Source organism: Arthrobacter sp. D1-17 (assembly GCF_054130535.1).
Genome location: NZ_CP096382.1, coordinates 2,421,644 through 2,434,799 on the forward strand (window position 1 = coordinate 2,421,644; position 13,156 = coordinate 2,434,799).

General features: G+C 62.7%; 15 protein-coding genes. 10 read left to right on the top strand and 5 right to left on the bottom strand.

All coding sequences use genetic code 11. The annotated features are described in order from the left end of the window. The first annotated feature begins 27 nt into the window (after positions 1-27). Positions 28-222 (top strand): hypothetical protein, encoded by a 195-nt coding sequence (locus M1E01_RS11205; RefSeq protein WP_457974938.1) that lies wholly within the window; start codon positions 28-30, stop codon positions 220-222. A 77-nt stretch (positions 223-299) separates the two neighbouring features. Next, positions 300-1,577 (top strand): aminotransferase class V-fold PLP-dependent enzyme, encoded by a 1,278-nt coding sequence (locus M1E01_RS11210; protein ID WP_457974939.1) that lies wholly within the window; start codon positions 300-302, stop codon positions 1,575-1,577. 497 nt (positions 1,578-2,074) lie between these two features. On the opposite strand, the gene M1E01_RS11215 is transcribed toward M1E01_RS11210, so the two are convergent. From M1E01_RS11215 to M1E01_RS11225, 3 genes are all read right to left on the bottom strand, one after another. Further along, positions 2,075-2,476: a cytochrome c oxidase subunit 4 gene (locus M1E01_RS11215; RefSeq protein WP_457971688.1), complete on the bottom strand. Its 402-nt coding sequence runs from the start codon at positions 2,474-2,476 to the stop codon at positions 2,075-2,077. A 344-nt stretch (positions 2,477-2,820) separates the two neighbouring features. After that, the gene (gene hemQ / locus M1E01_RS11220) at positions 2,821-3,504 is read right to left on the bottom strand and encodes a hydrogen peroxide-dependent heme synthase (protein WP_457971689.1); all 684 of its coding nucleotides are present in this window, start codon (positions 3,502-3,504) and stop codon (positions 2,821-2,823) included. A gap of 76 nt (positions 3,505-3,580) precedes the next feature. Then, the gene (locus tag M1E01_RS11225; RefSeq protein ID WP_457971690.1) at positions 3,581-3,784 is read right to left on the bottom strand and encodes a hypothetical protein; all 204 of its coding nucleotides are present in this window, start codon (positions 3,782-3,784) and stop codon (positions 3,581-3,583) included. Positions 3,785-4,325: 541 nt separating this feature from the next. Between M1E01_RS11225 and M1E01_RS11230 the strand changes: the two genes are divergently transcribed. Further along, positions 4,326-4,571 carry an aldehyde dehydrogenase family protein gene (locus M1E01_RS11230; protein WP_457974940.1) on the top strand — a complete coding sequence of 82 codons (246 nt, stop codon included), beginning with the start codon at positions 4,326-4,328 and terminating at the stop codon, positions 4,569-4,571. 313 nt (positions 4,572-4,884) lie between these two features. Here M1E01_RS11230 and M1E01_RS11235 read toward each other — a convergent pair whose 3' ends face one another. Next, positions 4,885-5,847 carry an AraC family transcriptional regulator gene (locus M1E01_RS11235; RefSeq protein WP_457971691.1) on the bottom strand — a complete coding sequence of 321 codons (963 nt, stop codon included), beginning with the start codon at positions 5,845-5,847 and terminating at the stop codon, positions 4,885-4,887. A gap of 160 nt (positions 5,848-6,007) precedes the next feature. On the opposite strand from M1E01_RS11235, the gene M1E01_RS11240 reads away from it, so the two are divergent. The 5 genes from M1E01_RS11240 (at position 6,008) to M1E01_RS11260 (ending at position 10,385) form a co-directional block, all read left to right on the top strand. After that, entirely contained in the window at positions 6,008-7,051 is a 1,044-nt protein-coding gene (locus M1E01_RS11240) for a carbon-nitrogen hydrolase family protein (RefSeq protein WP_457971692.1), read from the top strand. Continuing rightward, positions 7,044-8,171 carry an MBL fold metallo-hydrolase gene (locus M1E01_RS11245; protein ID WP_457971693.1) on the top strand — a complete coding sequence of 376 codons (1,128 nt, stop codon included), beginning with the start codon at positions 7,044-7,046 and terminating at the stop codon, positions 8,169-8,171. Before M1E01_RS11240 ends, M1E01_RS11245 begins: the two co-directional genes overlap by 8 nt. 356 nt (positions 8,172-8,527) lie before the next feature. Beyond that, positions 8,528-9,094, top strand: coding sequence for a recombinase family protein (locus tag M1E01_RS11250; protein WP_457971694.1), 567 nt, complete (start codon positions 8,528-8,530; stop codon positions 9,092-9,094). Between the two features lie 190 nt (positions 9,095-9,284). After that, entirely contained in the window at positions 9,285-9,677 is a 393-nt protein-coding gene (locus tag M1E01_RS11255; RefSeq protein ID WP_457971695.1) for a hypothetical protein, read from the top strand. 3 nt (positions 9,678-9,680) lie between these two features. Then, positions 9,681-10,385: an RES domain-containing protein gene (locus M1E01_RS11260; RefSeq protein WP_457971696.1), complete on the top strand. Its 705-nt coding sequence runs from the start codon at positions 9,681-9,683 to the stop codon at positions 10,383-10,385. Between the two features lie 294 nt (positions 10,386-10,679). On the opposite strand, the gene M1E01_RS11265 is transcribed toward M1E01_RS11260, so the two are convergent. Then, the gene (locus tag M1E01_RS11265) at positions 10,680-11,585 is read right to left on the bottom strand and encodes a helix-turn-helix transcriptional regulator (RefSeq protein ID WP_457971697.1); all 906 of its coding nucleotides are present in this window, start codon (positions 11,583-11,585) and stop codon (positions 10,680-10,682) included. A gap of 146 nt (positions 11,586-11,731) precedes the next feature. Here M1E01_RS11265 and M1E01_RS11270 point away from each other — a divergent pair, with 146 nt between their 5' ends. Together M1E01_RS11270 and M1E01_RS11275 are read left to right on the top strand one after the other, a co-directional pair. Continuing rightward, positions 11,732-12,571 (top strand): SDR family oxidoreductase, encoded by an 840-nt coding sequence (locus tag M1E01_RS11270; RefSeq protein WP_457971698.1) that lies wholly within the window; start codon positions 11,732-11,734, stop codon positions 12,569-12,571. 6 nt (positions 12,572-12,577) lie between these two features. Beyond that, entirely contained in the window at positions 12,578-13,111 is a 534-nt protein-coding gene (locus M1E01_RS11275) for a cyclophilin-like fold protein (RefSeq protein ID WP_457971699.1), read from the top strand. Positions 13,112-13,156: the final 45 nt, after the last annotated feature.

Below are 13,156 nucleotides of genomic sequence, written 5' to 3' on the forward strand. Positions count from 1 at the left end.
AGAACAGTGAGTTTCGTACACAAGTTCATGAACGCCACAGGCAAACTGCGGGCAGTCTTCGGTCCCGCCAATAAGAGCGCCCTGGACCACGACATGACCAAGGAGAACCAGGAACTGCTCAAGAAGCGCCAGGCGGAAACCCAGCAGTGGGAAACCCTCCGCCGTCCGGACGGCAGCACCTACGTCGTGCCCAAGAACCCTGACGATAAGTCGCTGAGGTGACGTTAGCAGCGACCCCATCCCTGTGGGCAGGAGCGCGTGACGCAGCCGGTGCGACGGCCGCAATAACTGCCGGAGGCATTGGTAACGCCGAAGTGTTGCGCATCCGGGGCCAGTTTCCTGCTCTGGACCAGGCGGTCAACGGCAAACCCCTGATCTACCTGGATTCCGGCGCCACCTCACAGAACCCCTTCCCGGTTATTGAAGCTGAGCGAGCGTTCTACCAGGAACGCAACGCCGCCGTCCACCGTGGGGCGCACAGCCTGGCCGTGGAAGCCACAGAGGCGTTTGAAGAAGCCCGGCAAAGCGTAGCCCGGTTCGTGGGAGCTGCAGAGGACGAAACAGTCTGGGTCTCAAACGCTACAGAGGCCATAAACGCACTGAGCTACGCTTTCTCCAACGCAACGCTCTGGGCGGCCCGGAAGAGAGGCGGGACCGAACTCGCCCCGTTCATTCTCGGGCCCGGCGATGAGATCGTCGTCACCGAAATGGAACACCACGCCAACCTGATTCCCTGGCAGGAACTGGCCTTCCGCACAGGTGCACGTCTGCGGTACATACCGGTATCGGACACCGGGACCCTGCGGATGGACGAGGCCCAAGCACTGATAGGGTCCCGCACCCGGCTGGTTGCGTTCACGCACGCTTCCAACGTCCTGGGCACCATCAACCCCGTAGACCAACTGGTATCAATGGCACGGGACGTAGGCGCCCTGACCGTCCTTGACGCCTGCCAGTCAGCCCCGCACATGGCCTTGAACCTTCACCAGCTCAACGTGGACTTTGCCGTCTTCTCCGGACACAAAATGCTCGGCCCCACAGGCATCGGCGTGCTCTACGGACGCCGCGAACTACTCAACGCACTGCCGCCCTTCCTCACCGGCGGTTCCATGATCACAACAGTCACCATGGAACGGGCCGAATACCTGCCCGCTCCCCAGCGATTTGAAGCCGGTACCCAACGGATCTCCCAGGCCGTCGCACTTGCCGCAGCCGTAAAGTACCTCGACTCCGTCGGCATGGAGCGGATTCACCAGTGGGAGTCGAAACTTGGTCAGCATTTGGTTGACGGGCTGAACAGCCTTGACGGAGTACGTGTTGTGGGTCCAGCTTCAGGAGAGCCGCGGGTCGGCCTCGCATCTTTTGATGTCGCAGGAGTGCATCCACACGACGTCGGACAGTACCTCGACGACAGGGGTATTGCCGTGCGCGTCGGCCACCACTGCGCCCAACCCCTCCACCGCCGACTCGGATTGACTGCAACCACCAGGGCCAGCACCTATCTCTACAACACCACAGACGACATCGACACACTCCTCGAAGCCGTCGCAGAAGTCCGCAGCTACTTCCGCGTCTGACCCGCAAATAGCCCGCCGCGCACCCCTGCACTCAACCCTGCTCAGGACCACCTTCCCTGGCGTATTGCCTAAGAGAAGGCATTTTCCAAGGTACAACTCCGCGACGCGTCCCTGGCGATAGGAGCGCAAGCCCGACGCCGAGACGACGCGCCCGTGGTCCAGGCTCCTGCGCCTGCGCCGGCCCTGGTCCAGAACCGGTCACTATTTCAGAACCGGAAGACGAAGGAAAAAGGCAGCGGGAGCAAAGGTACAGGCAAGAACGGCTCACAACCCCAACACGCGATCTCCGTCCGGGAATTGAACTACTGCCGCCAGGGCGACGGAGGCGACGTTACCTGAACTTCGCCTTGGGACCGCCCGGGTTGCGTTGTCGCATCTCGCTGCGCGACGATTCACCTTCCGGGAATAGCGTCGCTGCACGGTGGCACTGTCTACTGAGCTTAAGCGAGGAAGAGCCCGCACATAACGGGCTCTTCCTGAAGGTGCCTCAGCGGGATCTAGTGTGCGTGCTCTCCGCGGCTGTATTCGTAGACCCAGCCGATCAGGGCGACTAAAGTCAGGGCCAAGCCGATGTACAGGATCCAAAATCCAACCGCCAAACCGAGGAACCCGGCCGCGGCCGCGACACCGAGGACGAGCGGCCACCAGCTCCAGGGAGCAAAGTGTCCCTGCTCGCCGGATCCCTCGTGCATCTCTGCATCGTGACGATCCTCAGGGCGTGCCCCGACCCGCTTTCCCGTGAAGGCGAGGTACGCGCCGACCATTCCGCTCAAACCACCCGTGAGGAAGAGCGCGAGGAAACCTACGGGTTCTGACCATTGGACGAGGAACCCATAAACAGTGCCGACCACGAAAAAGAACGGCGTCAGGTAGATAAAGAGTCCGCTTTCGACCTTCACGCGTCCGCGTCCTTCCGATTAACTGAGCTGACAAAGGCGGCACTGCCATCGCAGGTGCGCATCTGCCGCAGCGCGGAGGTGTGCAGGTGGAGCGCAAAGCGCTCCGAAAGGACGCGCGGCATAAAGGAGATGATGTTGCGACCCCTTCCGTGCGCGCTACTAGTTCGATTCTCTAAACTCATGGAGTTGCCTTCCTTCTATACTTCGTGGTCGCCTCCCGGGACGCCGCCGCCGGGGCACAATCTTGCTTTCCTCTTTTGCAGCGAGGCCTTTCGACGCCGGGAGCAGGGCCTGATACCCGGGGGCTTACGGATTTTTGGGACATCAGTGAATGGACGTTTTAGTCAGCGGAGGACATCAGCAATTTCGCTCGGCTGGATTCGCCGGCCTGTGAAAAAGGGGACTTCTTCACGGACGTGCTGACGGGCGTTGGTAGTACGCAGATGGCGCATGAGATCGACGAGATCTGTCAGTTTGGGCGCTTCCAGTGCAAGCAGCCACTCCCAGTCTCCGAGCGCGAAAGACGAAACGGTGTTGGAGACAACCTGGGGAAATTCCCGTCCAAGGAGTCCGTGGTCACGTAGCATGAGCCCGCGTTCTTCTGCCGGAAGCAGGTACCAGTCGTACGAGCGCACAAACGGGTACACACAAACCCAAGCTTCGGGTTTTATCCCCTGGGCGTAGGCCGGTACATGGTTTTTGGCGAACTCCGCTTCCCGATGGACCCCCATGGCGGACCATGTAATTGTTGTGTCCGCGAAAGCGTGCGTCCGCCGGATTTTCCGCACTGCCGACTGAAGCGCCTCGGGCCGGCTGCCGTGGAGCCAGACCATCACATCGGCATCGGCGCGCATGGAGGAGACATCGTAGGCTCCCCGAAGGGTGGTTCCTTCCTGGTTTAGTTCCGCGAGCAGGTCCTCCAAGGAGGCCGTGCTGTTCGTTGCCGTGTCATCTCCGCCGCGGCTGAAAACCGTCCAGAGGGTAAAGAACTGCTCAGGGTCCTCCACAGGAGTCTGGACGGAAGACATTAAGTTGCCGTTCAAAGGCATTGCCTGCTTTCAGGGAGTAATTTCGTGGGTTGGCATGCGGTCAATGCGATGGCCGCTAGCGCGCCACCAGGTAGGAGGAGCCATCTGCATTGCGCACGGTAGCCCACTGCTGCAGCTGCTCTTCGCGCTGAAGCTGCGCTGGGTCCCGGCGCACAACCACCCGGCCCGCAAAAGAACCCTGCTGCGCCGGGCCGAAAACCGCCCTTAGCTTGCCTGTGCCCCGCATGAACTTCTGGACGAACGACTCTGTGCCAGCCATAAACTGCTCCTTTTCCTAGGTCCGGGTCATAGTTAGTGTACTAAGTGTTAGTGAACTAATCTAATTCGGTCGGGCTGCTGTCACGACCGCGACTCAGAGCTCCTGGGAATCGCTGATACCTGCAAGGCGCCGCAGGAGACCGTTGACCGGTCCCGGAAGGTTGTTAGAACTCCACCACCTCGGTCAGTTTGCACTCTGCTTTTAGGCAAATCACCTGGTCCTTCGACAGGGCCGTCCAGAGTCCATTGCGGCCGCATCAAGCGGCTTGAGCGGCCAACCCAGATGACGCGGACGTGCCGGTTCTCCCGCCTAGCTACTGAACTATCGATTCGATCGGCCCAGGGCATGTGATGGGATCCGCGCGACCGGGAAGAGCGCCGGGCTTGGTCTTGAGAACCTCAACGGATTGATCGAGCTCGACTGACCGCCCGTACGTGGCACGATTCGCTCATCCCGCTGGTAACGGCATGGCCATCGAACACTACGACCTTAGGGCCCTGCTGCGCCCTATTTTGACGCCTTTACTGGGTGGGCAATCCGGCTGGCCAACACCAGCGAATACGGACTCGCTTCCTACCTCTACAGCCGGGACTTCAACCGCCTCCTGAGCGTGGCAGAACAGATCGAATTCGGCATGGTCGCTTCAACGCCGACGTTTTCTCCAACGCCGCAGCCCCCTTTCGGCGGCATCAAGCAATCCGGCCTCGGCCGCGAAGGCGGCACCGAAGGCATCGCCGAATACACCACCACCCCAATACATCGGCATCGCCGACCCTACGCCAGCTGACCGATGGCATGGTCCGAGTGCCATGACCCCACTGCAAGCTAACGAACCAGCGCAGCAGCCCGCCGATCGAGTATCGGCGGCTGGCGGTGGCTGAGACTGAACAGGTTCTCGGACCGTAGACGTTCTATGCCAATTCCCCGGCTGTTGGAGCCGAACCCGGACGGCGCGCGCATCCGGGACCTTGGGCCTCCAATGCCATGTGCGGCAGGTCTGAGCATCAACTGTTATGCCCACCTCATCCAAGATGACGTGCGCATGACCATAGACGGCACCAGCACCGGCTTCTTGTCGCTGGAAGGCTTCTCGTCCGAGGCTAGTCTGCAGATGCCACGGGGGCGGCTTCCAAGGCACCGGCCGTTAGCGGCCATTGTGTGGGAGTGCATTGGTAGACGCGTGTAAAAGCCCGGACAAAGGTGGATGTGTCGCGGAATCCGCACGCGATCGCGATGGATCCCACGCTCTGGCGGGTTTGTGCCCTCGCAGCGAGGAGGGCGGTAGCGCGTTCCATGCGCCGGCGCCGTACGTACGCCGCCGGCGTTTCCCCAATCGCGGCGAAGACTTCGTGGAGCTTGCGGACGGAGACGTTCTCTGCGCTGGCCAGTCGTTCAACCGAAAGGTCCGGGTCAGCGAGATATTGCCTGATGTACCCCTTCGCGGATTCCAACAAGGTCTCATCATCGCTCCACGAGGTTTGCTGGAGTCCCGCGAAAGAGCGCAGGGCGAGCGAGAGTAAATCAGTACTGATGTGCCCTAACTCAACTCGTGCACGGTCATCCATGTGGCCGCGGCCAGCCATCAATCCAGCGGCATAACCGGTGAAAGCGGCCATGCCGGGGACGGATTGGTCGATTGTCCGCCCGCAGAGGTCGGTGACGAACCGGTCCTTTAGTCCCAGAAGCCGGCGTGGAACGCGAAGGACGATCAGGTCCTGCCCCGATTGCGGCTGGTCCAACAGGTAAGGATGGTTGATTTCGTAAAGGGCTGCCGTTCCAGGAACCAGAACAGCAGTTCGCCCGTGCTGCTGGACAGCCCCGGTCGACTGCAGCTGCAGCGACATGAGAATGTCGTCACCATCATTCCGGCGGGCCAAACGTTCGGGACGCTCCACCCGCAGAGGCCCCGACTGGACCCGCGTCAGAGATACCCCGCCGGACAGGGCAACAGACTCAAGATGTGCGACGAAACCAGGTTCGGGGGCCGTGCACAGCAGCGGTACGAACGCCCGGCTCGCTGCATCCTGCCAAGCCAGAACATCAGTAACGGTCACGTCCGTCATTGCGTCCCTCCGACTCCCCAGCACGAGCACGAGCACCTGTTTCAGCAGGGGAAGCCTGAACCTGCAGGAATAGTGGATGGGCCTGCAGAAATTGCCAACGTATTTAAGTGATCCCGATCATAAATTTGGAAGCACCATCTAAGCATAACGAGGAGTATTGATGAGCGAGAAGGTGCGGGTTGCTGCCGTTCAGGCCGAGCCGGTGTGGCTGGACATTGACGGGACGACGGAAAAGACCGTCCAGCTGATTGCCGAGGCCGCAGCCGGAGGAGCCGACCTGGTCGCGTTCCCGGAGACATGGATTCCCGGCTACCCCGTGTTCCTCTGGTCCTACCCGGTGTACGAGCAGATGCAGTTCGTCGCCCGGTACCACGCCAACTCCCCCACCATCGACGGGCCCCAGATAGCCAAGATCCGCGAAGCCGCCCAGCGGCACTCGATCACGGTCGTCGTGGGTTTCAGCGAGAAAGACGGTGGTTCGCTGTACATGGCCCAGGCCGTGATCGGCCCCAACGGGGAGATCATCCGGCACCGCCGGAAGCTCAAGCCCACGCACGCAGAGCGGACCCTCTTCGGGGAAGGCGACGGCAGTGACATCAAAGTCATCGACACGCCCCTGGGTCGACTCGGGGCGCTGCAGTGCTTCGAGCACCTCCAGCCGCTGACGAAGTACGCTATGTACGCGCAGAACGAGCAGATCCACGTCGCCGGCTGGCCCTGCCTCGGGATCCTGGGCAACGTGCCGGCACTGAGCCCGGAATCCATCATGGCCTGCTCCCAGACGTACGCGCTCGAAGGCAGCTCCTTCGTCGTCACCACCAGCCAGATCATGTCCGATGACGGGGCCCGCAAATTCCCGACGGCTGATGGAGGACCCACGCCCGTCTATACCGGCGGCGGAGGCTACGCGCGTGTTTACGGTCCGCACTCGGGTCTCATCACTGAGCCCCTGGACCCGACCGAGGAAGGCATCGTCTACGCTGACATTGATTTAGCGGATATCGACCTGGCCAAGAACACCGTCGACCCGGCAGGCCATTACGCCCGGGCTGACGTCACGCGGCTGATCTTCGACGACACCCCCCGCACCCCGGTCATCTGCCGCAGCACCATGCCGAAGGCGCCTGGTCAAACCGAGCCGGCATTCGACGCTGACGTCCAGTGGGACGGAGCCTCAGAGACAGAATCGCCGGCGCATGTGTGATGCCCGAAGCACCGACAGAAGGGCGTTCCTGGGAGCGGCCGCAGCAACCAGCGCCCTGGCTCTCACTGTCGCCGCAGCCCCATCGGCGACAGCGGCCGCACCTGCGGGGCAGTCAGCGCACCGAAACACGCGCTTCGCGGTGGTCCCCCTCGGGATTCAGGGTGGACCCCCGCCGGCCCCGGACCGGTCCGGGATCTCGACAGCTCTGGTCGTGAACGGCAGAACGTACCTGATGGACTGCGGGCGCGCTTCCCTCACCCAGTTCGTGCGCGCAGGGCTGGACGTGGCGTCGCTCAAGGCGATTTTTCTGAGCCACCTGCACGCCGACCACTGCATGGATCTGGGCAGCTACGCCGTCTCGGCCGCACAATTTCCCACACGGTACACGTACAAGGAACCGGTCGACCTTTACGGGCCGGGCAGCGCCGGCACCCCGGCTGCTGACTTGGGTCCCGATCCAAAGTGGGCGAATCCGGAACAGCCCACGCCAGGTACGGCAGAGCTTCTGCGTCTGGTCACTCAAGCATTCAACGGCTCGGCAAACTTCTTTATTGCTGAGCGGTTCATTGGGAACCCGGCGAAGATGATCCGTGCACACGAGGTCCATGTCCCCGAGGCGGCCGGCGCCTCCTGGTCCAACCCGCACCCGGACACGGCGCCCTTCCCCGTGATGGAGGACGAGAACGTACGAGTCACTGCCACCCTGGTTCCGCATGGAGCGGCCTATCCAGCGCTTGCCTACCGGTTTGATACCGACCACGGCAGCGTGGTCTTCTCCGGCGATACGGCCGTCTCAACCAATCTCATCCGGTTGGCACAGGGAGCTGACCTGCTGGTACACGAAGCCGTTGAGCTTGAATCCTCCGCCGCCCGCATGGGATGGAACGAGACCACTATGAAGCACATGCGCGAAGTCCACACCGACGTGGCCGAGATCGGCCGGATCGCCCGGGACTCGGGCGTACGCTCGGTGGCCTTGACCCACCTGGTGCCAGACGCCTTCGCGCACCGCGAGTGGGAACAGGCTCTGAAAAAGTCAGCCCGTAATGCCGGGTTCACTGGAGGGATACACGTATGCCAGGAGCTCCAGGACGTGCCGCTGAGCCGCCTCCTGCGCTGACGACGCAGGAAGGTTTCCCCGCCCTAGTACGTCAGCGTCTCGCGCCGGTCTCACACCATTCCGGCGCGAGACGCTGACGTGCAGGCACGGGGCCGCGATGGACGGCAGTACCGATCCTTGCTTCCATCAGCGGCCCCCAGCAGGAGAGCCGCCCCATTGTCTGTCAGCTCATAATCCACGCGGGGCGGGACCGGGCGTACACCCTGTGGCTGGTCAATCCGTCGTCCTGCTCAGGTGGCGGGTGTTCGTCCAGTTGGGGTACACCCCACTCTGACACCAAACGATCCGCGCCTCTTGACCTGCTCCGATAAAGGCCATAGAACTCAAGCTGACAGTTGATGGGTTTGGAGGCTCAGGTGGCTGGACAGCGGATCGGGTACGTGCGGGTCAGCACGTTGGACCAGAACGAGAAACGCCAACTCGACGGCCAGGTTCTGGACCGCGTCTTCACGGACAAAGCCTCGGGCAGGGACACGTCCAGGCCGGAGCTCTCTGAGCTGCTGCGGTTTGCCCGTAACGGGGACACTGTCGTGGTGCACAGCATGGACCGGCTCGCCCGCAACCTCGATGACTTGAGGGCCCTGGTCCAGGGCCTGACTCGTAAGGGCGTCCGCGTAGAGTTCGTCAAAGAAAGTTTGGTCTTCACCGGTGAAGACTCCCCCATGGCCAACCTCATGCTCTCCGTGATGGGCGCCTTCGCCGAGTTCGAACGCTCCCTGATCAGGGAACGCCAGCGGGAAGGCATCGCCCTGGCGAAGCAGCGCGGCGCCTACAAGGGGCGGAAGAAGACGCTCACGCCGGAACGGGCGGCCGAGCTGGTACAGCGAGCGGCCAGCGGAGTCCCCAAATCCGCCCTGGCCAACGACTACGGCATCAGCCGGGAAACGGTGTATCAGTACCTCCGCCAAGCCAAGCCCGCCTGAATCCCTGCGTACACCAGCCCTGCCGTTATGCCGGGTCTGGAACTGCTCTAGCTCAACACAACTATGTCGCTGGCCCCTTCCCCGGCCCCGACCCGGCTGATCAGAAGACCAACATGCGCGCTCCTTCGGGTGTGATCTGGCATGTGATTCGACCGTTGTTGGAACATGTGTTTTATGGGAGCATGAAGGCATGACAGCAGTTGCAGGAGCCCGAGGCGGATTGAAGGCGCACCAGGATTCCATCCGGCTTCCCGAGGACGAGCTTGTTCGAGACCTGCGTGACATCCTCGGCGCGAAGCTGGTCGCCTACATTGGCTCGGTAAAGGAAACCCGGGCGGTGCGTCAGTGGGCCGATGGTGAACGAAAGCCGTCGGCCGAGGTGATGACCCGATTGCGACACGCCTACCACGTGGCCGCGCTGCTGGCTGAGCGCGATTCCCGCGCCGTGGTCCAAGCGTGGTTCCAGGGCATGAACCCCCAACTGGATGACGTGCCGCCGGCGCGGCTGCTGCGGGAAGGCCAGGTCGAGGATGCGGCGCAGGCGGTTCTGGCCGCAGCCCGGGCATTCGCGGCAGCAGGCTGACGGGTGGGCTCTGAACAACTGGCTGTAGCTACTTCGGAAGACCGGATTTGGCGGATTGGATTCCGTCCTGACCCTTGGGCATGGAGCGGCTGGGAATGGGCAACCAATGGCAGATTCCCTGGCCGGTGGGATGACCAGCACGGAAACTTCCGCACGGTGTACGCCGGCTCCAGCCTGCACGCATGCCTGCTCGAAGTGCTGGCAGCGTTCCGCCGCGACACCAGAATTGCCATGGAACTGGACGAGATCGTTGAAAACGATCAAGACACAGTGCTGCACCCCACCGTGCCGCCAGGGCAAGTCCCACGCGAATGGCTAGACGCCCGCGCCGCAACATCAGCCGAGCTGACCGGCACCTACTGCGCCGTGACGGACTCCAAATCCATTGCAGTCCTATACCCGCACTTCATCGGCATCGCCCTCAGCCTCGGCTTGGCGGACCTGGACGCTGCCGCTCTGAAGGACGCCCGACCACGACACCTGACCCAGGCAATCGCCGCCTGGATCTACGAGACCACAGACCTCAACGGAGTTACGTTCGCCTCCCGTCACGGCGACGACCTGCGGTTATGGGCCATTTTCGAACGGCCAGGCGACGGTTTTGTCAGCCCCCAGCTACAGCACATCAAGATCGAGGAACTCCACCACGACAGCGACGCGATTAAGCACGCCTTTCAGATGCTCGGCCTTACGTGGAAGAGCGACTAAGCCGTTCCCCTGTCTCCTCCGAGCAGGTTGACGGAATCACGCTTATCGGCGTTCGAAAATTGGCGGGGGAGTGCCCGCAAAACGGGTCGTGCCGGACAGTCAGCTAATGCCTTCGACCTACAGCTCCGGAAATCAGGACCGATCAACCAGCGCCCAGTTAACGGCGGGGACATCCAGGAAGCCAGGATCAGAACGTCTAGCGGAACCGGATATCTCGCACTCAGGTGACGTGCTCGCGTGGCCCGGGAGGCGGGTCGCTGAACCCTCGCCGCGAAGAATTGCGTTGTTGCGGCATCAGGTTCCGGTGATGTGATCGGTTTTTGCTGGGTTGTTGGCCGTGAGCCCGATGCTGTGGGTGTTCGCCCAGTTAGCCAGCAGTTGCAGCCCGTCGTGCGACGCGGAGCCCGGTTCGGCGGAGAAGACCAGCATCTGGAGGGTGCTGTCGGCGGCCAGGTCCAGCCCGAGGTAGTTCAGGTCGAGGTCACCAACGACAGGGTGGTGGATGCTCTTAAGACCCGTGCGGTGTTCGCGGACGTCGTGCGCTCCCCAGAGCTTTCGGAAGAGGTCGCTGCGGGTTGAGAGTTCGCCGACGAGGTCACTGAGCTGGCGGTCGTACGGAGACCGGCCCGCTTCGACCCGGAGGAGGGCGACAATCTGGCGGGTGTTGGACTCCCAGTCCTGATAGAACGTCTGTGCCCTGGCATCCAGGAACACGAAGCGCGCAGCGTTCACCGGCTGCCGGGAGTCCTCGAACATCTCCGAGAAGAGGGCCCGGCCGAGGCGGTTGGTGGCGACGGCGTCCAGCCGGCCGTTCTGCACGAACACCGGAACGGTCGACATGGCGTCGATGGTCTGCTGCAGCACAGCGCTGATCTGTGTTTTGCGTGCCGGGCGTCTGCGCTGCGCGTGGGTGCCGGCATTGGCGGAGCGGATGAGCTCGTAGAGATGTGATTGCTCGGCCTCATCCAATTGGAGGGCCCGGCTGACCCCATCGATTACAGCCTCAGACGCTCCTTTGGCGTTGCCCCGTTCCAGGCGTTTGTAGTATTCGGAGCTCATCCCGGCCAGGAGGGCGACCTCTTCCCGTCGCAGGCCAGGGACGCGGCGCCGTCCGCCGAAATCGGGCAGGCCTGCTTGTTCCAGCGTCAGCTTCGCCCTGCGCGAGATGAGGAACTGGCTGAGGTCGTCCTGGTTGTCCATGAATCGAAGGTACTCCACCCTTCGCCACGTAGCGGGTCCCTGTCAGGGAACCTCTAGGCAGGGTCTCGTTAGCCCAAGCGCTGGCCTGTTGACTTGAAACATCAGCGGCCCCCACGGGCCGGCTAAGACTTGCGAAAGGCATCATCATGACCAACGTTTGGTTCATCACCGGAGCCGCCCGCGGCATGGGGGTCGACCTGGCCAAGGCCGCCCTTGACGCCGGCCACCGCGTCGTCGGCACCGCCCGCGACGCCGCCAAAGTCACCGCCGCCCTCGGCGAACACGAAAACCTGCTCGTCCTGTCGCTGGACGTCACCGACGCCGCGGCCTCGGCGGCCGCCGCCGAGGCCGCCGTCGAACGCTTCGGAAGCATCGACGTCCTCGTCAACAACGCCGGCAACTTCTACGCCGGCTACTTCGAAGAGATCAGTGACAAGCAGTTCCGGGCACAAATGGAGACGAACTTCTTCGGCCCGCTGAACGTCACCCGGGCGATCCTCCCGGTCATGCGCAAGCAGCGCCGCGGACACGTCATCACCATCACCTCCGCCGCCGGCATCATCGGCCAGGAGTTCTGCGCCGCCTACGCCGCATCGAAGTTCGCCCTCGATGGCTGGATGGAATCCCTCCAGTACGACGTGCAGCCCTACGGCATACACACCACCATCGTCGAACCCGGATTCTTCCGCACCGAACTCCTCGTCGAGGGCGCCTCCTCCATCTGGCCCGAACTCTCCATCGACGACTACGCCGAACGCACTACCCAGACCATCGCCGCGTGGAAGGCCATGAACGGCCAGCAGGGCGGAGACCCCGCCAAGCTCGGCGCAGCCCTGGTCACCATCGCCGCCATGGACACCCCGCCGCTGCGGTTCGTCGCCGGAGCAGACGTCGTCGCCAGCGTCGAGAAAAAGGCCCAACTCCTCCTGGATCAAGTCAATGCCCACCGCGAGCTGTCCTCCTCAATGGCCCTCGACAACGCTTAGGAAATCATGAAGAAATCACTGTCCCTCATCGCCATCGCCGCTACGGCCGCGATCGTCCTCGCCGGATGTTCCGCACCCGCAACCGAGAACGCCGTCACTACATCCCCGGCCCCGGCAACTGCCTCGGCCACCGCAACCACCACCGGATCACCGGCACCGGCACCGGCACCGGCGGAGGCTTCCACCGACGGAACCCCGATCACCATCACCGCCGGCGATGTGGTCATGACCGCGACCCTCAATGACACCCAGGTGGCCCAGGACTTCGCCGCCACCCTCCCGGTCACGCTCCCCTGGTTCCGGAACGCCGGCATCGAGTACATCACCGAACTCAACGCCCCAATGACGGAAACCGGTCCGTTCTACACCGACGTGCAACCCGGGGACATCGTCTACTACAACCCCCGCGACAGCATCACCATCATCTATGAAGAGACCAGCTCCGTTCCCACCCTCACCAAAATGGGAGAGATCACCTCGGACCTCAGCGTCTTCGAGAACCTCCCCGACGACGTCGAGATGCGCGTCGAGCTCGGCTAGCAATGCAGAGCATTCAATTCCAGAACTATGGCATCACTATGGCCG

Bases quoted from the DNA above. Each gene is read 5' to 3' on its own strand.
- M1E01_RS11205 (WP_457974938.1), top strand. From the start codon at position 28: ATGAACGCCACAGGCAAACTGCGGGCAGTCTTCGGTCCCGCCAATAAG.
- hemQ (WP_457971689.1), bottom strand. From the start codon at position 3,504: ATGTCTTCCGTCCAGACTCCTGTGGAGGACCCTGAGCAGTTCTTTACC.
- M1E01_RS11225 (WP_457971690.1), bottom strand. From the start codon at position 3,784: ATGGCTGGCACAGAGTCGTTCGTCCAGAAGTTCATGCGGGGCACAGGC.
- M1E01_RS11235 (WP_457971691.1), bottom strand. From the start codon at position 5,847: ATGACGGACGTGACCGTTACTGATGTTCTGGCTTGGCAGGATGCAGCG.
- M1E01_RS11240 (WP_457971692.1), top strand. From the start codon at position 6,008: ATGAGCGAGAAGGTGCGGGTTGCTGCCGTTCAGGCCGAGCCGGTGTGG.
- M1E01_RS11245 (WP_457971693.1), top strand. From the start codon at position 7,044: ATGTGTGATGCCCGAAGCACCGACAGAAGGGCGTTCCTGGGAGCGGCC.
- M1E01_RS11255 (WP_457971695.1), top strand. From the start codon at position 9,285: ATGACAGCAGTTGCAGGAGCCCGAGGCGGATTGAAGGCGCACCAGGAT.
- M1E01_RS11265 (WP_457971697.1), bottom strand. From the start codon at position 11,585: ATGGACAACCAGGACGACCTCAGCCAGTTCCTCATCTCGCGCAGGGCG.
- M1E01_RS11270 (WP_457971698.1), top strand. From the start codon at position 11,732: ATGACCAACGTTTGGTTCATCACCGGAGCCGCCCGCGGCATGGGGGTC.
- M1E01_RS11275 (WP_457971699.1), top strand. From the start codon at position 12,578: ATGAAGAAATCACTGTCCCTCATCGCCATCGCCGCTACGGCCGCGATC.